32 protein-coding genes are annotated in these 23,751 nt (G+C 62.2%); 14 read left to right on the top strand and 18 right to left on the bottom strand.

The genetic code is table 11. From position 1 onward, the window contains the following. Window positions 1-99: 99 nt before the first annotated feature. On the top strand, window positions 100-471 hold the full coding sequence (locus H0241_RS23400) for a nuclear transport factor 2 family protein (protein ID WP_181060203.1): 372 nt from the start codon (window positions 100-102) through the stop codon (window positions 469-471). A gap of 54 nt (window positions 472-525) precedes the next feature. Here the strand turns inward: H0241_RS23400 and H0241_RS23395 are convergent, their stop codons facing one another. From H0241_RS23395 to H0241_RS23380, 4 genes are all read right to left on the bottom strand, one after another. Next, complete coding sequence (locus H0241_RS23395) at window positions 526-669, bottom strand: hypothetical protein (protein WP_181060351.1); 144 nt, start codon at window positions 667-669, stop codon at window positions 526-528. Between the two features lie 177 nt (window positions 670-846). Then, window positions 847-1,644, bottom strand: coding sequence for a DUF3037 domain-containing protein (locus tag H0241_RS23390; protein WP_235984440.1), 798 nt, complete (start codon window positions 1,642-1,644; stop codon window positions 847-849). Further along, window positions 1,644-2,462: a HipA family kinase gene (locus H0241_RS23385; protein ID WP_328824813.1), complete on the bottom strand. Its 819-nt coding sequence runs from the start codon at window positions 2,460-2,462 to the stop codon at window positions 1,644-1,646. Before H0241_RS23385 ends, H0241_RS23390 begins: the two co-directional genes overlap by 1 nt. A gap of 187 nt (window positions 2,463-2,649) precedes the next feature. Further along, a complete protein-coding gene (locus H0241_RS23380; protein WP_181060200.1) occupies window positions 2,650-3,405 on the bottom strand; it encodes a phage terminase large subunit family protein in 756 nt (251 codons plus the stop codon). Between the two features lie 150 nt (window positions 3,406-3,555). Between H0241_RS23380 and H0241_RS23375 the strand changes: the two genes are divergently transcribed. After that, window positions 3,556-3,888: a hypothetical protein gene (locus H0241_RS23375; RefSeq protein ID WP_181060199.1), complete on the top strand. Its 333-nt coding sequence runs from the start codon at window positions 3,556-3,558 to the stop codon at window positions 3,886-3,888. A gap of 59 nt (window positions 3,889-3,947) precedes the next feature. On the opposite strand, the gene H0241_RS23370 is transcribed toward H0241_RS23375, so the two are convergent. Genes H0241_RS23370 through H0241_RS23360 form a run of 3 tightly spaced genes read right to left on the bottom strand, consistent with a single transcriptional unit; the run spans window position 3,948 to window position 5,368 of the window. Next, entirely contained in the window at window positions 3,948-4,604 is a 657-nt protein-coding gene (locus tag H0241_RS23370; RefSeq protein WP_235984439.1) for a terminase large subunit domain-containing protein, read from the bottom strand. Then, window positions 4,582-4,971, bottom strand: a complete 390-nt coding sequence (locus H0241_RS23365) for a hypothetical protein (protein WP_235984432.1) — start codon at window positions 4,969-4,971, stop codon at window positions 4,582-4,584. The genes H0241_RS23370 and H0241_RS23365 overlap by 23 nt, the downstream gene beginning before the upstream one ends. Next, complete coding sequence (locus tag H0241_RS23360) at window positions 4,964-5,368, bottom strand: hypothetical protein (RefSeq protein ID WP_181060197.1); 405 nt, start codon at window positions 5,366-5,368, stop codon at window positions 4,964-4,966. The genes H0241_RS23365 and H0241_RS23360 overlap by 8 nt, the downstream gene beginning before the upstream one ends. Window positions 5,369-5,875: 507 nt before the next feature. Here H0241_RS23360 and H0241_RS23355 point away from each other — a divergent pair. The 4 genes from H0241_RS23355 (at window position 5,876) to H0241_RS23340 (ending at window position 7,425) form a co-directional block, all read left to right on the top strand. Beyond that, entirely contained in the window at window positions 5,876-6,316 is a 441-nt protein-coding gene (locus H0241_RS23355; protein WP_181060196.1) for a MucR family transcriptional regulator, read from the top strand. A 41-nt stretch (window positions 6,317-6,357) separates the two neighbouring features. Beyond that, window positions 6,358-6,552 carry a hypothetical protein gene (locus H0241_RS23350; protein ID WP_181060195.1) on the top strand — a complete coding sequence of 65 codons (195 nt, stop codon included), beginning with the start codon at window positions 6,358-6,360 and terminating at the stop codon, window positions 6,550-6,552. A gap of 222 nt (window positions 6,553-6,774) precedes the next feature. Then, window positions 6,775-7,038 carry a hypothetical protein gene (locus H0241_RS23345; protein WP_181060194.1) on the top strand — a complete coding sequence of 88 codons (264 nt, stop codon included), beginning with the start codon at window positions 6,775-6,777 and terminating at the stop codon, window positions 7,036-7,038. 81 nt (window positions 7,039-7,119) lie between these two features. After that, entirely contained in the window at window positions 7,120-7,425 is a 306-nt protein-coding gene (locus H0241_RS23340; protein ID WP_142867092.1) for a hypothetical protein, read from the top strand. A 12-nt stretch (window positions 7,426-7,437) separates the two neighbouring features. Here H0241_RS23340 and H0241_RS23335 read toward each other — a convergent pair whose 3' ends face one another. The 3 genes from H0241_RS23335 to H0241_RS23325 form a co-directional block, all read right to left on the bottom strand. Then, window positions 7,438-7,851, bottom strand: a complete 414-nt coding sequence (locus H0241_RS23335; protein WP_181060193.1) for a DoxX family protein — start codon at window positions 7,849-7,851, stop codon at window positions 7,438-7,440. 159 nt (window positions 7,852-8,010) lie between these two features. Continuing rightward, window positions 8,011-8,634 (bottom strand): hypothetical protein, encoded by a 624-nt coding sequence (locus H0241_RS23330; RefSeq protein ID WP_181060192.1) that lies wholly within the window; start codon window positions 8,632-8,634, stop codon window positions 8,011-8,013. A 231-nt stretch (window positions 8,635-8,865) separates the two neighbouring features. Continuing rightward, window positions 8,866-9,339, bottom strand: a complete 474-nt coding sequence (locus H0241_RS23325) for an Lrp/AsnC family transcriptional regulator (RefSeq protein WP_181060191.1) — start codon at window positions 9,337-9,339, stop codon at window positions 8,866-8,868. 112 nt (window positions 9,340-9,451) lie between these two features. On the opposite strand from H0241_RS23325, the gene H0241_RS23320 reads away from it, so the two are divergent. Further along, the gene (locus H0241_RS23320; protein ID WP_181060190.1) at window positions 9,452-9,988 is read left to right on the top strand and encodes an RBBP9/YdeN family alpha/beta hydrolase; all 537 of its coding nucleotides are present in this window, start codon (window positions 9,452-9,454) and stop codon (window positions 9,986-9,988) included. Window positions 9,989-10,347: 359 nt separating this feature from the next. Here H0241_RS23320 and H0241_RS23315 read toward each other — a convergent pair whose 3' ends face one another. Then, complete coding sequence (locus tag H0241_RS23315) at window positions 10,348-10,707, bottom strand: SPW repeat protein (RefSeq protein WP_181060189.1); 360 nt, start codon at window positions 10,705-10,707, stop codon at window positions 10,348-10,350. 276 nt (window positions 10,708-10,983) lie between these two features. Here H0241_RS23315 and H0241_RS23310 point away from each other — a divergent pair, with 276 nt between their 5' ends. After that, entirely contained in the window at window positions 10,984-11,172 is a 189-nt protein-coding gene (locus tag H0241_RS23310; protein WP_181060188.1) for a hypothetical protein, read from the top strand. A 64-nt stretch (window positions 11,173-11,236) separates the two neighbouring features. Here H0241_RS23310 and H0241_RS23305 read toward each other — a convergent pair whose 3' ends face one another. Continuing rightward, on the bottom strand, window positions 11,237-11,617 hold the full coding sequence (locus H0241_RS23305; protein ID WP_181060187.1) for a hypothetical protein: 381 nt from the start codon (window positions 11,615-11,617) through the stop codon (window positions 11,237-11,239). 482 nt (window positions 11,618-12,099) lie between these two features. Here H0241_RS23305 and H0241_RS23300 point away from each other — a divergent pair, with 482 nt between their 5' ends. Both H0241_RS23300 and H0241_RS23295 read left to right on the top strand, forming a co-directional pair. Beyond that, the gene (locus H0241_RS23300; RefSeq protein ID WP_181060186.1) at window positions 12,100-12,411 is read left to right on the top strand and encodes a DUF982 domain-containing protein; all 312 of its coding nucleotides are present in this window, start codon (window positions 12,100-12,102) and stop codon (window positions 12,409-12,411) included. A 190-nt stretch (window positions 12,412-12,601) separates the two neighbouring features. Beyond that, the gene (locus H0241_RS23295; RefSeq protein WP_181060185.1) at window positions 12,602-13,102 is read left to right on the top strand and encodes a hypothetical protein; all 501 of its coding nucleotides are present in this window, start codon (window positions 12,602-12,604) and stop codon (window positions 13,100-13,102) included. A gap of 16 nt (window positions 13,103-13,118) precedes the next feature. Here the strand turns inward: H0241_RS23295 and H0241_RS23290 are convergent, their stop codons facing one another. The 4 genes from H0241_RS23290 to H0241_RS36470 form a co-directional block, all read right to left on the bottom strand. Beyond that, complete coding sequence (locus H0241_RS23290) at window positions 13,119-15,215, bottom strand: EAL domain-containing protein (protein WP_181060184.1); 2,097 nt, start codon at window positions 15,213-15,215, stop codon at window positions 13,119-13,121. A gap of 139 nt (window positions 15,216-15,354) precedes the next feature. After that, the gene (locus H0241_RS23285) at window positions 15,355-15,912 is read right to left on the bottom strand and encodes an RNA polymerase sigma factor (protein WP_181060183.1); all 558 of its coding nucleotides are present in this window, start codon (window positions 15,910-15,912) and stop codon (window positions 15,355-15,357) included. 151 nt (window positions 15,913-16,063) lie between these two features. After that, window positions 16,064-16,453, bottom strand: coding sequence for a DUF427 domain-containing protein (locus H0241_RS23280; RefSeq protein WP_181060182.1), 390 nt, complete (start codon window positions 16,451-16,453; stop codon window positions 16,064-16,066). A 52-nt stretch (window positions 16,454-16,505) separates the two neighbouring features. After that, entirely contained in the window at window positions 16,506-16,598 is a 93-nt protein-coding gene (locus H0241_RS36470) for a putative RiPP precursor (protein WP_407941767.1), read from the bottom strand. A gap of 694 nt (window positions 16,599-17,292) precedes the next feature. On the opposite strand from H0241_RS36470, the gene H0241_RS23275 reads away from it, so the two are divergent. From H0241_RS23275 to H0241_RS23260, 4 genes are read left to right on the top strand one after another with little or no spacing between them, the layout of a single operon-like run. Next, complete coding sequence (locus H0241_RS23275; protein ID WP_181060181.1) at window positions 17,293-17,784, top strand: Csu type fimbrial protein; 492 nt, start codon at window positions 17,293-17,295, stop codon at window positions 17,782-17,784. A gap of 25 nt (window positions 17,785-17,809) precedes the next feature. Next, on the top strand, window positions 17,810-18,532 hold the full coding sequence (locus H0241_RS23270; RefSeq protein WP_181060180.1) for a fimbrial biogenesis chaperone: 723 nt from the start codon (window positions 17,810-17,812) through the stop codon (window positions 18,530-18,532). Continuing rightward, window positions 18,504-20,921: a fimbria/pilus outer membrane usher protein gene (locus H0241_RS23265; protein WP_181060179.1), complete on the top strand. Its 2,418-nt coding sequence runs from the start codon at window positions 18,504-18,506 to the stop codon at window positions 20,919-20,921. Before H0241_RS23270 ends, H0241_RS23265 begins: the two co-directional genes overlap by 29 nt. A 14-nt stretch (window positions 20,922-20,935) precedes the next feature. After that, window positions 20,936-21,880: a Csu type fimbrial protein gene (locus H0241_RS23260; RefSeq protein WP_181060342.1), complete on the top strand. Its 945-nt coding sequence runs from the start codon at window positions 20,936-20,938 to the stop codon at window positions 21,878-21,880. Here H0241_RS23260 and H0241_RS23255 read toward each other — a convergent pair. Both H0241_RS23255 and H0241_RS23250 read right to left on the bottom strand, forming a co-directional pair. After that, window positions 21,874-22,860 (bottom strand): branched-chain amino acid ABC transporter permease, encoded by a 987-nt coding sequence (locus H0241_RS23255; protein ID WP_235984431.1) that lies wholly within the window; start codon window positions 22,858-22,860, stop codon window positions 21,874-21,876. The genes H0241_RS23260 and H0241_RS23255 overlap by 7 nt on opposite strands. Before the next feature lies 1 nt (window position 22,861). Beyond that, window positions 22,862-23,749, bottom strand: coding sequence for a branched-chain amino acid ABC transporter permease (locus H0241_RS23250; protein WP_181060177.1), 888 nt, complete (start codon window positions 23,747-23,749; stop codon window positions 22,862-22,864). Window positions 23,750-23,751 lie beyond the last annotated feature (2 nt).

Genomic DNA, 23,751 nt, shown 5'->3' with positions numbered 1-23,751 from the left:
TGTTGGGCCGGGGAGAGCCGCGGCCTTGACCGGCCCTCTTGCCGATGACCTATTTCGGATAGCGAAACTAACAATTGGGCGACTGGAGGAGACGGGCGAATGGACATTCGATCGACACTGAGGGAGCTATGCGATGCCTTCAACGCGCACGACCTCGATCGCATCATGGCGTTCTTTGCCGACGACTGCGTCCTGGAGATGCCGAGGGGAAACAACCCCTGGGGCTCGCGCTTCGAGGGCAAGCGGAACGTGCGCGACGCGCTGGCGACACGCTTCGAAGGCCTGCCCGATGTCCACTACGGCGACGGCGAGCATTTCGTCGATGCGGCTGCCGATACCGGCATGTCCAAATGGATGCTGACCGGCACCACCCGCGAGGGCGTGAAAAAGGAGGTCCGAGGTTGCGACTTTTACACGTTCCGCGACGGCAAGGTGATCCGCAAGGATTCTTACTGGAAGATCGTGGAGTAACCCACGGCGTCAATTCGCGGGATCGCAGCAATGCGGTCTCGACGCAAAAGCTGATTACGTCAGCGCCACCAAGTCCGGCGACCACTGGTCGAACTGACAATCGATCTCGGCCCGGTCCTCAGCGCACAGATTGGCAGCGATGTAGCTGAGGTAGCGCAGGGTTGCGTGAATGATCTGGACCGTCAAGGCCAGAGGCATGGAAGAGCTCTCCCTTGCGTAGCGGCGAAACGTGCTTATCAGCTAAAAGGACAAAGTGTTTCGTGGAGAGCATCCGTGCGGTTCAAGAGAACCGCTCGGTGGCTTGAGGATTGACGATCAGAGCGTGGATTTCAGGTATCCAACGTCAAGAAACCATGCCCCGCAGGTGGACAAACCCTAGTGATGAATAGCGTAGTTCTCGCGTATATCTCTCACCAGCGGTTCGATCTGATCGATCGTGTAAAATCTCACATGGTGGCGCTCCATCTGCGCCGAAACCATATCTAAGAATGCCGAATCCTGGCTGTCACCTTCATCACCAATCACCACCAGTTGCTTGCGATTAGCTAGAGCCGTTTCTTGATAGAGTAGTTCACCTTCAATCATATGCGGACTTGCCCGGTTGAGAGCTTTGTCAGGATCACCAGCCAGAGACACCGCATCAATCAGATTGAATGAACCATTCTGATAGGCGAACGGCGCCTCAATCTTCACGCCTCCAGGCAAATGAACCGGCTCCGGCTTCAAAAGGAGTTTGTCAACGCCGCACATTTTAAAAGCGTGCGCAAGTTTGGTGGATGGCCGCTGTCCTCTCCTGACATTGGGCACATCGCCGACCAATCGCTGAAAGAGATCCTCGATCAACTCCACTGGGTTTTTGACTAGGATTGAGCGGACTGGCGACAGGCGAACCTTACCAGATCTCAGCGCGACAAATTGCTCGATCCGTTCTTTGCTCCAACCAGAGCCAAATTCTAGCTTAATTCGGCTCTCCATTGACTCCTGCAAAAACTTGAAATGATTACCTAAATGCACGTTGAATGCCTTTTCAGCGCGCCGGGGCCGTTGGCTAAATTTAGCGAGCACGTACGGCTCCGCACTGGCGAAAAGGATAACGCCAATGTTCACGAACTCCGCGCGCTCGGGGAACTCCGAGTACTGCACGAGCGAGTAGTATCCTTGCGATTCACGCATCACTGGACCAATCCTGGGATCTCTGGTGCATCCACCAATCTCGCAGATATGGTGTTCATCACAAAACCGGCGCGGTCACAAATCAAATCGACAAGTGACTTTGCGGCATTGAGACCCAAGCCCCATTCTGCAGGTACGGAGTTAACAACTTCGACCACGAAATTGCGTTGTAATTGCGCCAGTTTATGAGTGGCTTGGGTGACAGACCGGGCATCGATGTAAGAATCGAACTCAGGAAATTTCCCATACACCTTGGGGTCAGTTACCCAATCGGCTGGTGCCGGACCAGTAGGAAAATCGACATCATCGCCGATAAAGCAATTCGAATGATCTATCGGAACGAGGTCGTATTTTCGACCGCCAGGGGTCCTCACATAGAGGAGGTTTTCGGAGTTGGCTTCGCCATCCAGGAAACGATCCCAATTTCGAATCCACGTGTCGAATACGACTAGTCGCGCTATGTCGCCCGGGTCACGGAGACGGGAGGGGAAAGTGTCTTGGCCATCGCGTGGAGTTCCGTCCACCGCATAAGAGAAGAATAAAGGAGGCAGCATCGCGACCCCATTCTTGGGCATGATTATGTCGATCGACATTTGTCGGATTATGGCAAATGGAGGAATCTTCAGTCCGAACCATGTCGCCAACTCGGCTGCCACCAATTCGGAGATGAGCGCAGCAGCACCCATCGGGTTTCCGAGCGATTTTAAGAAACCCTCTCCCTTGTCAGTAGCCACCCGCACCGGACTTGTACTTGACTGAAATGCCTCTATTTCCCGCTGAATCTCGGTCGGCTGGCAAGCTATTCCGCACGCAAGCATACCCACCCCACAAATAGACTGCTCCGTAATCCCATAAAGAGCCGACTGTCAAAAAGCGAGTCGTGGGTGCGCTAGCATAGTGAACTGTTTTTACTGCTGGATTGTTATTTACCTCCCCAGAGACACCGCCAACCATTTCGACGTCGCCGCCAATTTTTCCTATCAACCGTCCTGACCTTCACCGCCCCTATCGAAACGCCCCCAGCGGATCGCTCTGCCCCACCGGCCGTCGCGCCGCCTTGAACTCCGCCGGATCGACCAACGCTTCCCTCAGCATCATCACGCCATAACGCGTCGCGGCCATCAGATCGTCCCGCAGCTTTACAACCTGGCCGTCCTTGCGGTGGTAGAGGCGGAATTCCTCGAACCAGGGCAGCAGCGTCGAGAACACCTTGAAGCGGCCGGACTCCATGCGGTCGAGCATCTCCATCAGGCCGGCCTCGACCGAGACCGAGCCGTCGGCAAAGCGGGCGTGGCCCGACAGCATGTTCAGCCCGTGCGCGGTGTATTGTCTGGCGAGCGCGGTGCCCGCCCCTTCCAGCGTTTCGCGGCGGCCGTCGCGCGGCCAGGCCCAGGGCAGCCACTCGCCCCACGGCTTCAGCGCCAGCACCTGCATGGCCGGTGTCTGCTGCGAGGCGCGGGCAGCCTTGGTGACGTAGACGACATCGGCCTCCGTGTCCCAGGCGAGTTCGACCGCGGCCGAGGGGTGGTCCCAACCAAAATCGAGCGCGCCTAGGCGCGGCCAGTAGCGCGGCAGCCGGAACGGCTCGCAGGCGATCAGCTGTTCGGAAATCGGAAAGATGCGGCCGGAGCCGAGAACCGGAATGCCCTTGGCCCTGGCCTCGCGCTCATGCTCGGGATAAGCGGCAATGATCGCGGCGCGCTCGTCTGGCGAATAGTGCTCGGCATCGTCGATGGTCATGAAGGTGACGTGACGGGACATGCCTCACCTCGGTCATTGATGGCCAGGAAGGGTCAAACCAATCTTGCCGGAGCTGCGTCCGTCAGTCGGCGGCCAATGGTATTCTCAACGGGACGCTAATATACGTAGACGTTCCAACGAGCAGCGCCTGCCAGATGCTTGAGGAATGCCATGCGAAGATTCATCTTCACGGCGATGTGTATCGCCGCCGCGACGGCCGCCAGCGCCCACGATTGGTACGAAGACAGGATTGACCCACAGACGAAATTCAAGTGTTGCGGCGGCACTGATTGCCGCGCCATACCTCAGTCTTCGGTGCTGTCCAGGATCGACGGTGGTTACATCTATTTGCCGCATAATTTCATCATCCCACCGGACCGTGTGCAGGACTCCCCAGACGGCCAATTCCATATCTGCGAAAGTACCTACGTCATAACCAATCAGCTGTATTTGCGTTGCTTCTTTGCACCTCGCGTAAAGGTCTCTCTACTTCTTCCGCATTGAGTTAGATGCCGAGCGTCGCTGCGGCAGCACCGGCGTCCTCCCTTGCGGGCGGCTCTACTTCAACCCCCCGCCCTGCCCTCCACCTCCTGCGCCGACAAAAACCGCAGCACCACATCCGACATTCCGAGCAGCGGCGTGAACGTCACGATCGTGATGCCGCCCGTGGCGTTGGTGCGGGTCAGGCCTTCGGAATAGATATCCAGCGGCGGCTCTTCGTCGAACCAGACGCCGTGCAGGGTTTCGCCCTGCCACTTTTCGCGGCCCTTCTCATAGCTCTTGAACGACAGCACGGATTCATCGGCCTGCACGTCGCCGCCGCCGCCCCAGCGCACCACGACGCTGTCGAGCGCACCCGGCGCGCCGCGGCCCATGGTGGTGTGCAAAATGGCGTCGGCCGGGATCATGCCGGTGCCCCAGGCGGCCTGCTGCTGCGGCGGGCCGACCAGCACGCGCTGCGGATTGTCGCGCGTGCCCTCGCCGGTCACCCCGGTCGCCCATAGCCGCACGGCGCTGTCGAAGGTCTTGCCTTGCCACCACCAGGGATAGCGGCCGGTGAGATGCATGGCCCATTCGGCGCCGCCGGCCCTGGTCTTGCCGAGCTGGTTGCCGGCCATGAACAGCCGCTCGCGGTTCAACGCTCCCGCCGCGTGGAATTCAGCCTGTCTGGGATAAGGCCGGTAGGCGGCGAGCTGGTTACTCCTGCGCCTGCGGTCCAGCTCCTGCAGCAGCGCCAGATAGTGGCGCCGCGCCGATCGGCTTGTCGCCGAACGGCCCGAGGACGGCTTCGAGGCCGCGGATACGGCGGCGGATTTCGTCATCACTCAAGACTTCCAGATTGTCGGTGGAGACATGCAGGTCCTTGGCCAGATCCTTGGGCAGCACCGATTGCACGATCTTCAGATACTGATCGGGCTTGTCGGCCCGGACCGTGGCAATGACACCGGCGCCATGGGCGCGGAAATCGGCGCGCACCGCGTCGAGAAAATCATCGCCAAGCGTCTTCTTCGTCCACTTCGTTGTGGCAGGGGCGCCGGCGGGCGCTTTGCGGCTAGGGCGCGCACGCGGCGCCGTCCGGTCAGCCATGATCCGGGATCCCGGCAGGCTCTGCCGTGGGCTGCTTCACCGGCCTTGCCCGCTTGATCTTGCCGGCCTTGCGTCGGGCCGGCTTTGCTCTTGATCGTTTTTGCGTGGCCTTGCTGGCAGCGGCATCGGCCGGCGCGTAGCCCTTTTCGGCAGGCGCGGCTTTCAGCCTTGCCCTGGCAAGACCGATCGCCCGGCCGTCGGGCGCACCGCGCGGAAATCCGAAGCCGCCGATCGCATCGACGGGACCGCCGCGGATCATGCCGATCAGCACGCCTGGCACGACCGACTCGATGCGGCCGATACGCGCCTGCGGGGTAGCGCCTTCGAACACGCCGATGGCGCTGACGAGCTCGCGGCCGTCATCGTCGGTGATGATGGTGGCATAGCGGTTGGACATGGGGTCCTCGAGGATAGTGCGAAATGGGGTCGCTAGTTTGACCGGAGGATAGCGTTCCTTCACGCCCCCCTCTGTCCTACCGGACATCTCCCCCACTTGGGGGGAGATTGGCGGCATCACGGCCGCGCCCCGCCTTCCGGTGTTTGATGATTGGCGAAAGCCGTCGTGACATCCGATCTCCCCCCGTGTGGGGGAGATGTCCGGCAGGACAGAGGGGGGCGCTGTCCCGCCAACATTCGATATCGGCACCTTGCGGGCAGTCAGAAAAACAAAACCCGCCTCGGCGGCGGGTTGTTGGCGCAAATCAGCACCATGGAGAAATAATACGATAGTTGCCCTCATCCGTCAACAGGAAATAAGAAACAATTCCTACATCAGCCAGAGACTCAGCGATGTTAGCGCTACCATACTCGGCGTCAAGTCATATGCATATGTTCTAAAGTGCCATGCCGCCGGCGGGTTTTGTCTGATAATTTGTTCTTTGGCATCAAGGGGGTAACAGAAACCATGTCTGACGACAAAATCCGAAATATAAATTTGACCGCCGACATCGTCGCGGCCTTCGTGCGCAACAATTCAGTGCCTCCTGAAAGTCTGCCGGCGTTGATCGAGAGCGTCAATTCCGCCCTGGCGGCCGTGGACAATCCGGTTGCTCCCCCGCAACCGGCACCCGAGCCCGCCGTCAGCCGCAAGCGCTCGGTGACGCCGAACTTCATCTTCTGCCTCGAGGATGGCAAAAAGTTCAGGTCGCTGCGGCGCCATCTCGGCTCCGCCCATGGCATGACGCCGGAGGCCTATCGCACCAAATGGGACCTGCCCGGCGACTATCCGATGACGGCGCCCAGCTACGCCGCCAAGCGATCCGAGCTGGCAAAGGAGTTCGGGCTCGGCATCAGAACAGAGGCGCCGGCCGCCAAAGCCGCGGCCAAGCGCAAGACCAAGGCGTAACGCGACGCCCCTCTGCGCCGTTCGCCTGCCGGAGCACGATCATGGTGGCCGGAGAGCCCGATGACGTTCGTGTCGAACGCGTTGGCCGCCGCCAATGGGCGGTGCTGGTTGCCGAGAATGGCACGGTGACCCAACAACTGTTCGAGGCCCAGGCAGCGGCCGAGGATTTTGCCGATGGCGAGCGGACAAGGCTCGGCCTGCCCGCCAGGCCGCCAGCGGGGGATTCGCTGGCCTGAGCGCGATGACCTTCAACTGGCTACGGGATATCGCCGGAAACGAAAAACCCGCCTTGCGGCGGGTCGCTGGCGCAAATCAGCACCATGGTCAAATCATAGCATAACCGCCCTCATCCGGCAATCGCAGCGGATCGCAACACGCAGCCTTCGACAGGGATCGACCGACTGGTCATTAGCTGGCTCTTATGGAATCATTCCGCTCCGACTCGGGGAGAATGCAGCATGGACAAACCAGCCATGGCATCCGTGTTCAGGCTGCGGCATGCGCCAGCCACTGTTTCGGGCGTTCGCAGTGTCGGCCAGGGCCAGGCCGATCCCGTCATCAGCAGAAGACCGCTCGGCGAGGCGATCCGCTTCGTCATCGACGCCCACCCCCACTACGACATCAGCGCCGTGTCGATCGCCTATGGCGATGGCTCGGCCCTGGGCAGCAGGGAGGTCAAGGCCCTGTGGGCCGAATATGGCCGCCGGTGGATGGAGGAATAGCGCGCGGCCTCCCCGGCATTCGCCTGTCCGGATCGTAATACAGGCTCATGCGTTGAGCCTGTGCCAATGGGAGCAACAGCTATGAACGTCGCCAATCTGCAACTCGAAGGCCTGTTGATGGCCGTCGCCTCGATCAACCAGGTGCTGGTGCGCAAGGGCGTGCTTACGGTCGAGGAGATCGACATCGCGCTGCGCAAGGCCGAGGCCATCGAAACCGGCGAGGAACGGTCCGGCGGCATGTCGGAGTCGAGCCGCGATGCCGTCAATTTCCCGATCCGGCTCCTGGAGCTGGCCAATCAGTGCCAGCCGGAGACGGACATGCCGTCCTTCTCGAAGCTGGCGCGCATGGTCGGCCAGATGAAGGAACCCTACAACGACCAGATGTGAGGCTGGACGGCCTCACGCCCTGCCGAGCTTCGACGCCAGCACGCTGCCCGGGCCGTGCACGGCGGCAAACAGCAGGCCGGCGGCGAACGGGAAATGCGACATGAAGGCGCCGAACTCGGCCTGGTTGCCGGCCCAGTGCGACGGACCGTGGAAGGCAAAGCCGAGGAAGACCACGTAGACGGCGGCGACCAGGGCCGCCGGCGTGAAGAACGCGCCGGTCAGGAAGGCGATCACCAGCAGCGTTTCAAGGATCGCGGCGCACCAGGCCAGAAACAGCGGGAACGGGAAGCCGGCAGCGGCGATGTAGCCGGCGGTCATGTTCATATCCATGAACTTGAAGGCCACCCCCATCGCGAACATGGCGGCCAGGATCAGGCGAGCGATGAGAATGGCGGCGGTCTGCCACGGCGATTGAACGGTTTCCATAATGTCCTCCAAGATTTGTAACGGGTTTCGCTCCAAGGACGAGCGACACGCCGCCGATCCGACATCATCCGGCAAAAATTCCTTCCCGGCAAAGCAGGGCGCTGATTTTCTCGCCCCACAAATGTGGTGAGAGGTGGCGCGGCAGCGCCGCAACGACCCCTAATAAAATCCGTCCAGCAATTTCTTTTCGGAGCACTGTATGTGGGTGTCAGGAGGGCTCATCGTCGTTTCGTTTATGTCCGAGGTATCGACCTTGTCCAGCAACCTTCCAAAGCAGACGTCGAAATTGTCGACGCCCTGCTCGAGTCCCGGCGGTGTATTTCTGCACGTTTCGAAGGACGGAGCGTAGTACCTGCTTTCCTTGTTCGAAATCAGGTGCTGAATCCAGGCCTCAACCACCGCCAACGGAAGAAACAGCGAATCCTGTTCGTATTGGTTTTCCAGTTTCTGAAGTGCATTGACGCTGAGAATTTGCCCGTGCCGATAGGCAAGAACCGCGTACTTGAAAGCGATTTCACTGTCTTCGAGATCGCCGGCAGGCTGCCAAGGGTGCTCGCCCGCAACGGCAGAAGAAGACAGGAGCATATACGGCTGGATCTTGTCGTTGCCGCGATTTTTCCAAACTAACCGCCAAGCGCCGTCGCAATCCTTGGCAGCGAAGAGGCTTCCCAACTTTGCCTGCATCGTCTCGAAAGTCTCTTCCGACCTCGTCTCGGCAGATGAGGTCGTAGTGGCTAACGCCGCGAGCAAGATGGCTGTCGCAAGAACACGTTTTGCAGGCATCCCCTTCACCACCCTTTTCGCTCTATTGGATTTATCAAGAACTCAAAGAGACAAGAACAAATTGACCCAGCCGTCTTATACCCCGACGACAAAGCAGCATGCTCTCAGGTAAATACAGTTACTTTATGTCGACAGGCTCCAGCCTCCCTCGCCTCACTGCCGCGATGCCGCCGCGCCGAACTGCAGCCGCGAGCAAGCCTTCGCTAGCACCCAAGTCCCGACCCACCTCGCTCAGAGCTTCGCCATCAGCTCCCGTCCCAACCGCTTCTGCGGCTCTGCCCTTAACACCACATTGGTCGTCACCGCACCGTAGCGGCCGATGGCGTCGACGATGCTTTCGAGGTCGGGCGGCGACGGGACGACGACCTTGACGAGAAAGCAGTCCTCGCCGGTCACCCGCAACACCTCGACCACTTCCGGCATGGCAGAAAATTTCTTCAGGCAGGTCTGGATGTGCTCATGCGTGGTGCGCAGGCGGATCATGGCCATGGTGCCGAGACCAAGGGCGGCGGGATCGATCGCCGCCCGGTAGCCGGCGATGATGCCGCGCTCCTCCAGCCGCTTCACCCTTTCCGAGGTGGCGGGCTGGGACAGGCCGACGCGGCGGCCGAGTTCGGAAATGCCGATGCGCCCATCCTCCTGCATGATCTCGATGATCGCCATGTCGGTGGGATCGAGCCGCGGCCGATAATCGCCATTTGCCATGAGCACCTTCAATCCATCGGAATTCTTCTCCGCTTTCCGATGATCTCTCATTCCATCAATGAGGAGAAGACCTAGAATTGGCGCTATCTCTGGCGAACAGACAGGACTTTCCATGACCGACTTCATCATTCTGCCGGGCAGCGGCGGATCGGGCGAGGCCCATTGGCAGACGCGCTGGCAGCAGGCCAATCCGGCGATGCGCCGCTTCAGCCCGGCGAGCTGGGACCTGCCGGATTTCGACGACTGGGTGGCAGCGCTGGACATCGCGGTGTCACAGGCAACAACGCCGCCGGTGCTGATCGCCCACAGCCTCAGTTGCCTGCTGGTGGCGCATTGGCAGGCTGTGTCGCGGCTGAAGGTTAGCGGCGCGTTCCTGGTTGCGGTTCCCGATCCGGCATCGCCCGTCTATCCCGCCTACGCGACCCCCTTCGCCGATACGCCTCGCCAGGCGCTTCGCTTTCCCTCTTTGGTCGTCGCCAGCACGGACGACCCCTATGACCCGCATGGCTATGCCAGCGCGAAGGCCGGGCAATGGGGCAGCGCGCTGCATATTGCCGGGCCGCTCGGCCACATCAACGGCGACAGCGGCCTCGACGACTGGCCGGAAGGAATGGCGCTGCTTATGGCTTTCGTCAGAAGCATCGAATGAAGGGCGATTGTCGAGCATCGGCTGACGCCGGCGGCCGCTCGTCTTCGCACAATGTCCTGAATTCAGGTGGCTAGAAGTCCCTCACGCGCAGGGCCCTGCCCCTGCTGCTCTTTCCGCTGCCGCTCGGCGTCGGCTTTGCGCTTCGGGCAATCCTCGTAGTCATGCTCGCGCGAACCGCAATAGGAGCAGCATTTTGCCGGCGTGTCGGAGTGGAGCATCGAGGCCATTCCCAAGAATGCACGAAAAACTTTCCGGTTGCAGCAATTCGTGAAGCCGCTCCGGTCATAGCCCTGTGCCCCGATAGTCCAAGGAGCCCGCCGCTCCCGCGCCGGGCCCCCCGCTTACCCTGCCATCACCGGTCACGCATGCGCGTGCGGGTGACGGAAGTCCCAGACCGCCCAGGCCGACGCGGCAACCACCAGCACGCCGAGGACGACATGCGTCGCCATCGCGTTGGTGCTGGCCATGAAGCCAAGCAGCCAGGGCGAAACGATCAGCCAAAGCCCGATGACGAGGTTCACCCACTCTTCCCATTCGGCGAACACCGAAAGCGTCGCGAGAGCCAGGCCGCCGAGCACGAAGCCGGCAATCCAGGCGTTCCACGCAGGCGTGGTTTCAGCGGTAAAACCGATGATCCAGGGTGAGATGAACAGGCAGATCGCAAGGACCAGATTGATCCAATCCTGGCCCTTTCTTCCTTCCATCAGTTTCATTGCCATGACAACCTCCATGAATGAAGCTTGACAAAAGCACTGCGTTTCGCGTGCACCGCACGCTTAGTCATTGATATAATTACGCTTCAATGGACCTTCAAGGGCGCGGCCCCGGCGCCACTGTCCGGTGGAGTTGCAGCTGCGTCGGCGCCGCCGGGCGTCGGTCGCCGACGGGGCCTGTCGCATCGCCTTGCCTACCATCACGTGGCACAATATCGAACTTTTGCATTGGCAAACAAGGACACTATATTAGCTAACTATTGATTTAGCGCTTGCGAAGCCATGGCCAAGAAGAAATCCAGACCGGTATTGCCCGGCATGTCGGCGGTCTCCCAGGCGGAAGCCTATGAGGAGGCGAGCTATTTTGCGCGCAAATGCGGCCTGACCCGGGACGAAGCGCTGAGGATGATGCGCGAGGCGCAAGGCTCGCTGAGCATGGCGAAGGCGGCCGCCGGCCGGCGGAACAAGTAGCCGAGCCCGCTCCCGCCTGCCCTCCTCCTCAAAAGCGGGGAGATTGCAGCTTCAGCGGCGTAGATCAGTCGTCGCCGTCGCCGCTATCGCCGCCACCGTCACCGCCCCCATCGCCACCGCCGCCGCCGTCATGGCCATCATGGCCATCGCCATCGTGATCGCCGCCCTGATGATCGCCATCTTCGTGATCGCCTTCATCGTCACCCTGGTCGCCCTGGTGCGAGCCGCTGTCGACGCCGTCGTCATCGTGATCGCCTTCGTCATTTTCAACGGCGGCGTGATCGCCCTCATGGCTGGCGGTGGCGCCCTGGTCGTCTTCGTCCGATACGGGCGCCGTCACTTGGTCGCCATGATCCGAGAACTCGCCTGCGAACGATTGCCCCGCTGCCAGAGCGCCAAGCAGGCTGACCGAAGCCACCGCTACCAGCAGAGGAAAAGCTTTCATCGTCGTCTCCCATCCGGCACACCTGGCCGCCATTGTCGATGGCGGATCATTGGCCGACCGGATTACGACGCCCTTAAATGAGTGATTGCAATTTTAGCAGTTGCTTATTTTTCTATTCGGCGATGCGTCAAACAGGGTCGCCAGCCATCCGCGCCATGGGTCGAGCTACGAAGCGAAATTCCGAAGCGTTCGAGAAAGCCCGACAGAAGGGATTACGCTGGCCGCCTCTTCGGCGAAGCCCCCTGTCCGCTCGCCCTTGCGACGATCGCTTCCCAGCGGTTCCGGCCGGCAAGCAACATGTAGCGTACCAAGCCTGCAACCACTCTGCGATTTCCTCGTTTATGGCGATCCCGTTTTGCAGAGGCCATCCATGGAATCGATATCAACAAACATTCTGGTCCTGGGCGCCGCTGCCTTTCTGGTCGCGCCTTTCGCCGGGCTTTTGTGGCGGACGCGGGAATGGTTTGGATGGTGAGTTTCCGATGAGCAGATTTCTGCCCCTGACGATCAAATTCGTGGATTGCAGTTCGATGACGGTGTCGTCGATCGCCGACGCCAGGAAGGCGCTGGGCGGGACATGGAAGAACAAGGAAGCGGCGGCCTACAAGGCGGCCGTCAGGCTGGTGGATGACGCGTTGAACGGCACTTGCCGCCCCGACATCGCCTTTGCCGCTTTCAAGAATGCGGCCGCCCAACAGGGCTTGCTGAAGCCTTCGAAGCCAAGCGCTGCTCTTTCCATACTCGACGAACTGGCGTCGCCGGACGGAGCCAAGGGCCAGCCAAAAGCCGGCTGACCGGTTGCCCTCGGCCGTCGACATCTCCGAATGCGGACATCCTATCTCGGCTCGCGTTCGGCGCCTGTTCTGGAGCTGAACACTGCGACGTCATCGGCCACCGCATGGAACCACTTGCCCTCCCCTCAGTTTCCTAAGGGCCAGCGGCAGCCGCCGCCGGCAGGACGGTCCTGAGTGGAGTCAAGCAACAATGTCCCTGCAAAAGCTTCATCCCGAGCAAGTCGACGAGACGCGCCGGCAAGCCTATTCGACCTTCGCCCCGGTGCTCGTCAGTTTCCTGGCCAAGCGGCTGGCGCGTTGCCAGGGGACCAAGGAACTGGGCGATGTGGAAAAGTCGCTGATACGTCTGATCGAAGGCTCCGAGGTCGATGAACCGCAAGCCGAGGCGATGAAGGAGTTCACCATCGAGCTGGTGGTGTCGACGATGAAGGAGGCCCGCGATCACCCAGACAGCAAGAGCGATGTCGAGGCCGTTGGCGAGCGCCGCGCCGAAGGCCGTTCCGAGAATCCCGATACGCTCGAGGAGCAGCTGCAATCGGGCCTCGAGGACAGCTTTCCCGCCAGCGATCCTCCGGCCGTCGTCTCGACCTCCATTTCGGGCGGTTCGAAGGACCTTGTCGGTACCGACGAGGTGCTGCGCCGCAAGAAGGAGGCAGCACAGCGAAAGCAGGAAAAGGCCGACGCCGGTTGAGCTGCGGAATACCGCGTCAGCCGAACCGCTTGCGCTGCGCCCCGGCACTCGCCCTTGCGACGATCGCCTCCAGCGGCTCCGGCCGGTGCAGCAGGAACCCCTGGCCGTAGGCGACGCCCATGCCTTCAAGGATTTCGAGCGCGGCTTGCTGCTCGATCTTCTCGGCCACCACGGAGCAGCCGAGGCTTCTGGCAATGCCTGATATCGCCGAGACGATCTCGCGGTCAAAACTGTTCTGGGCGATGTTTTCGATGAAGGAACCGTCGATCTTGATCTGATCGACGGGAAAGCGGCGCAAATATTCGAACGAGCTCATGCCGGCGCCAAAATCGTCGAGACTGACGCGGCACTTCCGCTCGCGCGCCTTGCGCACGAACTGTTCGGCGGCATCGAAATTGGTGACGGCGGCGGTCTCCGTGATCTCGAAGCCGATGCCGGAATGCGGCGCCCCGGTCTCGGCGATGACGGTGTCGACGAAATCCCATAGCAGCGGGTCGCTCAGCGTCTGCGCCGACAGGTTGAAGCCGAGCGTGATGGCGCCCGATTTCATGGCCGGGCCATGCCGCGACAGTGCGGTCTTGATGATCCAGCGGTCGAGTCGCGAGGCAATGCCGAAGCGCTCGGCGACCGGAATGAACTCGCCCGGCGGGATCAGCTTGCCATTGCGCCCGACAATCCGCGCCAGCACTTCGACATGACGGCTCTCCCGCCAGGGTTTCCCAAGCAGATGGATCTCCTGGCCGAACAGTTTCAGCCGTCCGTCATCCATCGCGTCAACCGTATCGGCGGCGACACGCGCGGCGTTGAGGCCGCCGGAACCCGATGCCGCGTCGGCCGAAAACACCGCGAAACGGTTGCGCCCGGCCGCCTTGGCCGCGTAGCAGGCGTCGTCGGCGCAGGCCAGCGCATCGGCCACCGTCGTGGTGGTGTCGTCGACGAAGGCGATGCCGATGCTGGCCGCGAGCTTGCGCGACGTCGCCGGCAGGCCGAGGTCGGCGTCGCGGACCGCCGCAAGAATGGCGCCGGCTAGCGCCTCGGCCGCGGCCGGCTGGCAATTGGGAACCAGCAGCGCGAACTCGTCGCCGCCTAGGCGCGCGGCTCGGGCCGATGCCGGCAGGCAGCCCAGTATGCCGGCGGCGACGCCCTTCAGCGCCAGGTCGCCGGCGGCGTGACCGGCAAAGTCGTTGAGCGCCTTGAAGTAGTCGAGATCGACATAGAACACCGCCAGCGGCAGAAGCCGCTCCGTGGTGATGTGTTCGGCCAGCAGCCGGTCGAAGGCGGCGCGATTGAACAGGCCGGTCAGCGCATCGTGGTGAGCGGCATAGGCGAGTTCGCGTTCGCGCTTCTTGTCCTCGGTGATGTCGCGCACGGTGCCGAGAATCTGGCCCGCAGAGTCCGGGGCTGCGATGAAGCGCACCAGCGATTCGACATGACGGATTTCGCCGTCTCGCCGGATGATGCGGTATTGCGAGGCAACGACGCCGTCTGACGCAAGCGGCGCCAGATGGGCGCGCTCGGTGGCGACTTTGTCGTCAGGGTGCAGATAGGTGTGCCAGAGATCGGCGGTCACCTCGTCGGTGTCGGCGACGAGGCCGAAGATTTCCCTGGTGCGGGCGTCCCAATAGCTCTTGTTGGCGTCGATATCGTGATGCCAGATGCCGGTGCCGCTGGCCGCCAAGGCCAGGCGAAAACGCACATTGACCCGCTCCAGTTCGGCTTCGGCTTCTTTCTGCCGGCTGATGTCGGTCTGGACGCCCATCAGCCTGACCGGCTTGCCTGTCTCGTCGCGCTCGACAATGCCGCCGCGGTCCAGCACCCAGATCCAGTGGCCGTCCTTGTGCTTCAGGCGCAGCTCGGTCTCGATCGATGCGGTCAGGCCGGCAATGTGGCGCTCGCCGCTGGCCAGCGCCCGCTCGCGGTCGTCGGGATGCGTCAGCTTCAGCCAGAGATCGCTGGTGTCGGCAAGCTCGCCATCCTCATAGCCGAGCATGTGCGACCAGGTTGGCGAATAGAAGCAGTCGCCGCTCAAAATATCCCAGTCCCATACGCCGAGATGAGCGCATTCGAGCGCCAGCGCCCAGAACTCGCCGTTGCGTCTTTTCTCTTCAGCCATGTCCTGGTTTCGTCCACCCCATCGCTGCCATTATGCACGGAAGCAGACAAGAAACCGTTACCGGATGCGTGCCCGCACGAGGCGCAAAGCCTGCAATCGGCTCGTATCATGCCGTGTGTCATCGAGCGATCGGGGTTCCTCATGCCATGGGCGCCCTGATTGGAGCCGCCCGGCCCGGCCCGGGTTCGACGATCCTTATCGCGCGGCGGCGCGCATTGTCCTCGAGCAGGCCGCGCAGTTCGTCACGGCCGCGCGCGATGCGCGACATCAGAGTGCCGGCCGGTACGCCGAGCATCTCGGCGGCCTCGGCATAGGAGAAGCCCTCGATGGCGACCATGGTCAGGGCGGCGCGCCGGTCGGGACTGATCGCCTGCAGCGCGTCGATGATCTCGCGGGCGGCGACGTTCTCCAACTGATCGGCGGGCGAGGCCTGCACCTCGCCGGCTTCCAGCGGCAGCATCGAGGCCTCGCCACGCCGGTTCACCTTGCGCATCTGGTCGATGAACAGATGATGCATGATCGTGAACAGCCATTTTCGCGGGCTCTCTCCCGTCTGCCAGTTGTCCAGCCGCAGCAGCGCCCGTTCCAGGCAGTCCTGGACGAGATCGTCGGCGGAATCGCGATCGCGCAGCAGCGAGCGCGCATAGCGGCGCAGACGCGGGATTTCGTCGAGGATGGCTCTCTGCTTTTCGTCCATGACCTTTTGTCTTCGTTTCGGCATGCCGTTGCCGCAAAACCGCTGCGCCCTCGGGCGACGGCAGCTTTGGCTGGCCTGAAAATTCCTCTGTTCATGCAATGTCGTTGGCTCCAAAAACGCGGCGCACTTTTGGGCGACAGTCATGACGCGCTCAGCGCGATGCGGCGTCGATGGTGACCCGGTCGGGATAGAAGGCGCCGTGGTCGCGAATCCCGGCCATCTCGTCGAATGGCTGTTCGTAGGCCCACATCGCATCCTTGCCCGCCTCGCCCGCCGGCAGCACGTTCCAGTAACTGGCATCGCCCTTGTAGGGGCACAGCGTCGACAGCTCCGTCTTCCTGAGCTTGCGGAAGTCGATGTCCTCGAACGGGATGTAGAAGCTGAAGAGATGGGGCGGCTCGATCACCATTTTGGCTTTCGCCGAGGACGCGATGATGGTGCCGTTGGCAAACACGACGACGCGTCCCTTGAAGGGCTCGACGGTGATCACCTTGCCCGGATTGCGCCTGAAGCCCGGTGACGGGTTCGCGTGCTGATCCATGGCCATTCTCCTTATCCCGTTGGTTCGAAAATCTTGAAGGCAGGACTTCAGCTCAGAGCTCGCCGGCCGACGGCGCGGCCACCGCTGTCACGGAGGACAGCTTCTGGCGCTTTTCGAGGCTTGGCTTTTCATAGGTCTTCTTCATCGTCTTTCCTTTTTCTCGACGTCTGGCAGTCGGTGCGCGCCGCTACCGGTGTGCGATCATGGCTCCAAGGGACAACAGGCGCATCTCCCGCCCGGCGGATGCGCTCCCCAAGGAAACCGGGGCGAGCGTGGCAACAATGATTCGCATGTTGTCCCCGCGATCCGACGGCGGTGGATTTATCTCAGCCGGGACGGCGATGCTTGGGCTGGGCGGAACACGGTTTTGGGGAATGCGGCCCTCGCATCACAGGCTTGGGCAGGCCGGAACAGCGTTTTGGGCCATGCGGACCAGCGGCGCGGCGAGGGCGACGGCCGCTTGGCGTCGGTATACGCCGCGAAATAATCGATAATAATAGTCGACAGATAAAATTCTATCAAATTAAGATGATCTAGCTTGGATCTTCGCCTTTTCAGCCAAGCAACTAAAATAAATTATCGATGGATGAATTTTCACTTCTGGAAAATGTCGATTTTACACCTATTAACCAAATCTTAACCAAAATCACCTGATGTACCTTGAAGTTATTCATCTATGGGAATCCGAATCTAAGTTGGATTAATCATTGCGCAGCTCGCTTTGACATTACCGATATCGTTGATGTCATTGCGGAGTATGCAGCGGGAGGAGCTGCAGGGGTGAAATCCGGGTCAGGACCGTTTGCGAGGAACAGTCTGCCCGACGGAGGGACATTCGCATGAGATTGCTGAAATACGCGTTGCTGGCGGGAGCGTCGCTGCTTCCAACCCTGCCCGCGATCGCCGCCACCGCGTCCGGCAACATGACGGTACGCATCACCATTATCGACGAATGCAAGGTGCAGACGGCAAGCGATCTTGATTTCGGCACGCACGGTGTCATCGATGCGAATGTCGACCAGACAAGCACCATTGGCGTGCAATGCACGACCGGCAAGACCTACGATGTGGGCCTGGGTGTCGGGCTTGGCGCGGGCGCGACCACCGCGGTCCGCAAGATGACCGGACCGGCGTCGGCGACAATCAACTACACGATCTACAGGGAAAGCACCCGCACGCAGCTCTGGGGGACAACGATTCCCACCGAAACGGTTTCGGGAACCGGCAATGGCAGCGTGCAGAACATCACGGTCTATGGCCGTGTTCCAACGCAAACGACGCCGGCGGCAGGCGTCTACACCGACACCGTTGCGATCACCGTAACCTACTGACCAACGACGCTAATACGAGGACGACATGCGATCCATGCTTTCATGCATTGGCGCCACGGCTGTTCTGTTGCTGTGCGCCGGTCTCTCACACGCCGCTTCGCTCAGAGTGGCGCCGACGGGTCTCGAACTGATCGCTCCTGACGCCTCGGCGGTTCTCAACCTCAGCAACGATGACACCGAGCGGCCGATCAATGTGCAGATCAGGGTCTTCGCATGGAGCCAGTCCGGCGGCATCGAGACGCTGACGCCAACCACGGTCGTGGTCGCCAGCCCGCCATCAACCAAGCTCGGACCCAACGCCCAATACGTGGTTCGCGTCGTGCGCGTCTCGAAGGCGCCGGTGCGGGCCGAAGAGAGCTACCGCGTCATCGTCGACGAACTGCCGGACCCCTCGCGCAAGAGGGCCGGTACGGTCGCGCTTGCGCTGCGCTATTCGGTGCCGGTGTTTTTCCGCAACGCCGACGCAGCCGCGCCGGCGATCGCGTGGAGCCTTTCGCGCAATGGCGGAAGCCTGATGCTCACCGCCAGCAACAGCGGCGAGAGCCGCTTTCGCCTGTCCAACCTGATGCTGACCCAGGGCGGCAAGAAGCTCGGCAACCGAAACGGGCTTGTCGGCTATGTGCTGGGCGGCGCGACCATGCAGTGGCCGATCGGCAGCAGCAAATCACTGTCCGCGGGCTCCGTGCTTTTGAAGGCACAGAGCGATCTTGGACCCTTCGATGCCAAAGTTGCCGTCAAGGGCCGCTAGCACCGCGATTATCGTAGCGCTGGCGACTTTCACACCTTGCCCGGCAGTGAACTCGCAAGAGCTGCCGGCCGTGACGAACCCCGAAAAGCTTGATCCCGTTCTGCCTGCCGGCCGCAGCCTCTATCTGGAGGTTTTCATCAACGACGCCTCTACGAAACTGATCGGCAATTTCACCGAAATGCCGGATGGCGGCCTGGCGGCGACGCCGCAAGAGCTGAAGGAAGTCGGGCTGAAGTCGCCGGAGGGTGCTGCCGACGCTGGCGGCCTGGTCAGGCTCGACCAGCTGGCGGACGTGTCGTTCCAGATCGACGAGGCGGCGCAGCGCCTCTACGTCACCGCCGCCAATGACAGCCGCGAGGCGCGCATCGTCGATCTCGGCTTGCGCCTGCAGGACCGGCCGGCGCCGCAATCGGGCTACGGCGCGGTGCTCAACTACTCGCTTTTTGCCAGCTCCAACACACTGTTCGACGGCGACAACGAACTGTTCCAGGGCATCTCGGGCGGCTTCGACACGCGTGTTTTCAGCCCTTATGGAACGCTCGGCCAGTCGTTCATCGCCGGCTATTCCGACGGCAGGTTCGGCGGCTTCACGCGGCTCAACACGACCTGGAGCTATTCAGACCCCGACCGGCTGATGACCTACCGGGCCGGCGACTTCGTCTCCGGTGGCCTGTCGTGGACGCGGCCCGTCTATCTCGGCGGCATCCAGGCGCAGCGCAATTTCAGCCTGCGTTCGGATCTGGTGACATTGCCGCTGCCGTCCTTCGGCGGCACGGCGGCGGTGCCGTCGACACTCGAAGTCTATACGCAAAACGTGCGCACCTATTCCGGCGACATCCAGCCCGGGCCGTTCCAGGTCACCAATCTGCCGGTGTTCACCGGCGCCGGGCAGGCGCAGGTGGTGCTGCGCGACAGCCTCGGCCGCGAGACCACCGCCACCTTGCCGTTCTATGCCTCCAACATGCTGCTGCGCCAGGGATTGCTCGATTTTTCCGTCGAGGCGGGCATGGCGCGGCGCAATTTCGGCATCGCCTCCGACGATTATGACGGCCGCATCATGGGCGTCGCCACGGCGCGCTATGGCCAGAGCGACCAGCTGACGCTGGAAGCCCATGCCGAGGGCGGCGCGGACCTGATCAATGGCGGCATTGGCGCTGCCTTTCCGCTGGGCCCCTATGGTGCGGCGTCGGCGGCCGTGGCGGGCAGCCATCATGACGGGCGCACCGGCTCGCTGGTCGATGCCAGCGTCGAATTCGGCTATGACGGCTGGGCGGTCAACGCGCACATGCAGCGGGCTTTCGGCGGCTATGAAGACATCGCCTCGGTGACGGCGCAGCCGGTTCTCGACCCCGACGACTTCGCCCGTTTCAGCGCCGGCGTGCCGCGCGCGATCGACCAGGTGACGCTCAGCGTGCCGATGCCGATCGATTTCTCCAGCCTCAACCTCTCCTACACCCATTTGAAGAGCGCCGAAGGTGAGACCAGCCAGATCGTCGGCCTGTCCTACAGCCAGTCGATCTTCAAGCGCAGCACGCTCTACGCCACGGCCTTTGCCGATCTCGACGACGACAGCAGCTACGGCGTGTTCGCCGGGCTTTCGATCCCGTTCAACGACGACATCACAGCCTCGACAGGCGTTGAGCAAGGGCCTGACGGCTTCAATGTCGTTGCCGACCTAGCCAAGTCCGAACAGGCGGAGGTCGGCAGTATCGGCTGGCGGCTGCGCACGTCGGAAGGTGAAACGCCCAACCGCTCGGCATCGGTCAGCTATCGGGCGCTGTTTGCGCGCCTGGCGGCCGCCGCCCAGCAGTTCGACAAGGATTTTCGCGTGACCGGGCAGATGGACGGTGCCATCGCGGTCGCCGGCGGCGGCGTGTTCGCCACCAACCGCATCGACGATGCCTTTGCCGTCGTCGATGTCGGCACGCCTGACGTCGAGGTGCTGCATCAGAACAGGCCGGTCGGAAAGACCGACAGCAAAGGCCGCATCCTGGTCACCGGTCTCAATTCCTATGAGCTGAACACGGTCTCCATCGACCCGAAGAATCTGCCCGTCGATGCCGATGTTCCGACCACCAAGGAGACCGTCGTCCCGGCCGACCGCAACGGCGTGGTGCTGAAGTTCGGCGTATCGGAGGCGGCGCAGGCAGCCCTGGTGACCCTGGTCGATGCGAGCGGAACGCCGCTCGAAGCCGGACTGCCGGGACGCCTCGACGGCGGCGCGGAAGACTTCGTCGTCGGCTATGACGGGCAGGCCTACATCAAGGGCCTCGCCCGGCAGAATTCAGTGCTGGTCGATCGCGGCGACGGCAGTTCGTGCCGGGCAAATTTCCCCTTCGAGGCGGTGCGCGGCCGCCAAGTGACGATCAAGGACGTGGTGTGCCAATGACAATGCCAGGCCAAATGCTGCGCGCCGCAATCGTTGCCATGCTGGTGGCGATGTTGCCATCGCTGGCCCGCGCGCAGAGCTGCAGTTTTAGCGTCACCAACATCAATTTCGGTCTCATTGACACGCTGTCAGCCACCGCTGCCACCGCGACGGCGACGTTGAACATCAATTGCACCGGTGGCGTGTTGCGCATCCTGGTCTGCCCGCATATCGGCGCCGGCAGCGGGGGTGCGACGTCGGCAGCAGCCAGGCAGATGGTGAGCGGCGCCAACAGCCTCAACTACCAGCTCTATTCGGACCCCGGAATGAGCGTCGTGTGGGGTTCCTATGCCTGGCCCTATGCATCACGCCCACCGGTCATCGCGCTGCCCGTTCTGATCGGCAACGCATCAGGCACCGCAACGATCTATGGCCGGGTGACAGGCGGTCAGTCGACGGTTCCGCCCGGCACCTATCTGTCGACGTTTTCCGGCAGCCAGCTCGAGTTTCGCTACCAGAACGACCTGCTCGGCAACAGCTGCAACACCGGGTTCGGCTTTACGGCGCCGTCTCCGACGTTCACCGTCAATGCCACGGTGCCGGCCAATTGCCTGGTCGCCACCCAGAACATCGATTTCGGCCCCAAGGGCGTGCTCGACGCCAATGTCGACGCCACCGGCCAGGTTTCGGTTACCTGCACCCCGTCGACCGCCTATACGGTCTCGCTGAATGGCGGCACGACAGGCGGCACGCCGACCAACCGCAAGATGTCGAAGGGCGCCGAACGGGTCACCTACGGCCTCTACAAGGACCTGGCGCGGACGCAGCCCTGGGGCGATGCGGGAACGCCGGGAAGCACCGTCGCCGGCACAGGGACCGGCGCGGCGCAGCCGCTTACCGTCTACGGTCGCGTGCCACCGCAGACCACACCCTCGGCTGGCGTCTATACCGACACGGTGGTGGTGACCATAACCTATTGAGCGCGGCCGCCCTCGCCGCCGGCCGGCGCCAGAAACCGCGCGTAGATTTCGCCGACGATGCCGCGGCGAAAGACCAGCACGCAGATCATGAAGATCAGCCCGGTGGCGATGGTCACCGGGAAGCCGGAGGTGGCGAGCGTGTTTTCCAGGCCGACGACGAGGCCGGCGCCGACGACAGGACCGACCATGGTGCCGATGCCGCCGAGCAGCGTCATCAGGATCACCTCGCCCGACATCTGCCAGGTGACGTCGGTCAGCGTGGCGAACTGGAAGACGATCGCCTTGGTGGCGCCGGCAAGCCCGGCGAGCGCCGCCGACATGACGAAGGCGGCGAGCTTGTAGCGGCCGACCGAATAGCCGAGCGAGATGGCGCGGTTCTCGTTCTCGCGGATCGAGCGCAGGATCATGCCGAAGGGCGAGTTGACGATGCGCCAGACGGCGAAGACGCCGAGGAGAAAAACGGCGAGCACGAAGAAATACATGTTGAGCGTGACGTTGAGATCGACGATGCCGAACAGCGTGCCGCGCGGCACGCCCTGAATGCCGTCCTCGCCTTCGGTGAACGGCGCCTGGACGCAGAAGAAATAAAACATCTGCGCCAGCGCCAGCGTGATCATCGAGAAATAGATGCCTTGCCGGCGGATGGCGAGGAAGCCCATGACCAGCCCGAGCACAGCCGCACCGGCGGTGCCGAGCAGGATGCCGGCTTCCGGTGGCCAGCCCCATGCCTTGACGGCGTAGGCGCAGAAATAGGCGGCGGCGCCGTAGAAGGTGGCATGGCCGAAGGACAGAAGCCCGGTGTAGCCGAGCAGCAGGTTGAAGGCACAGGCAAACAGCGCGAAGCACAGCATCTTCATCAGGAAGATCGGGTAGACGAAGAAGGGCGCGGCGACGAGCGCCAGTATGGCCAATGCTATCAGTACCCGCTCAAGCCGAACGGAAGCGGCGGTGCGCTGCTCGTGAAGGGTCGCCTCGCTCATCTCAGGCATCCCTTCCGAACAGGCCGGCGGGGCGCAAGAGCAGCACGATCGCCATGATGACGAAGACGACGAGGTTCGACGCCTCGGGATAAAATACCTTGGTCAGGCCTTCGGCGAGGCCGAGCATGTAGCCGGTGACGATGGCACCGAGGATCGAGCCCATGCCGCCGACCACGACGACGGCGAAGACAACGATGATCAGATCGGAGCCCATCAGCGGGCTGACTTGGTAGACCGGCGCGGCGAGGATACCGGCGAGACCGGCAAGGGCTGCGCCGAGCCCATAGGTGAGCGTCAGGAGCAACGGCACGTTGACGCCGAAGGCCTGCACGAGCTCAGGGTTTTCAGTCGCGGCGCGTAGGTAGGAACCGAGCCTGGTCTTTTCGATCAACAGCCAGGTGCCGATGCAGACGATGAGCGAGGCCACCACCACCCAGCCGCGATAGTTGGGCAGGAACATGAAGCCGAGATTGGTGCCGCCGGCGAGCCGCGGCGGCACGGCGTAAGGATTGCCTGACACACCGTAGTAGAACCGGAACACGCCTTCGATGACCAGCGCCAGGCCGAAGGTGAAGAGCAGGCCGTAGAGCGGATCGAGGCGGTAGAGCCGCGACAGCGCCAGGCGCTCCACCGCCATGCCGAACACGCCGACGACGAGCGGCACCAGGATCAGTGCTGGCCAATAGCCGATGCCGAGATGGACGAGCAGCAGATAGCCGATGAAGGCGCCGAACATGTAGAGCGCGCCATGGGCGAAATTGATGATGCGCAACAGGCCGAAGATGACGGCCAGCCCAAGGCTCAGCATGGCGTAGAAGGAGCCGTTGATCAGCCCGACCAGCATCTGGCCGAGCAAAGCCTGGACGGGGATGCCGAAGATCATCGTCATGG

Origin of the sequence: Mesorhizobium neociceri (genome assembly GCF_013520985.1) — a bacterium.
GTDB classification, from domain to species: domain Bacteria; phylum Pseudomonadota; class Alphaproteobacteria; order Rhizobiales; family Rhizobiaceae; genus Mesorhizobium; species Mesorhizobium neociceri.
The sequence above is the reverse complement of the archived record's forward strand: the minus strand, read 5'-3'. Positions and strand labels throughout refer to the sequence as shown.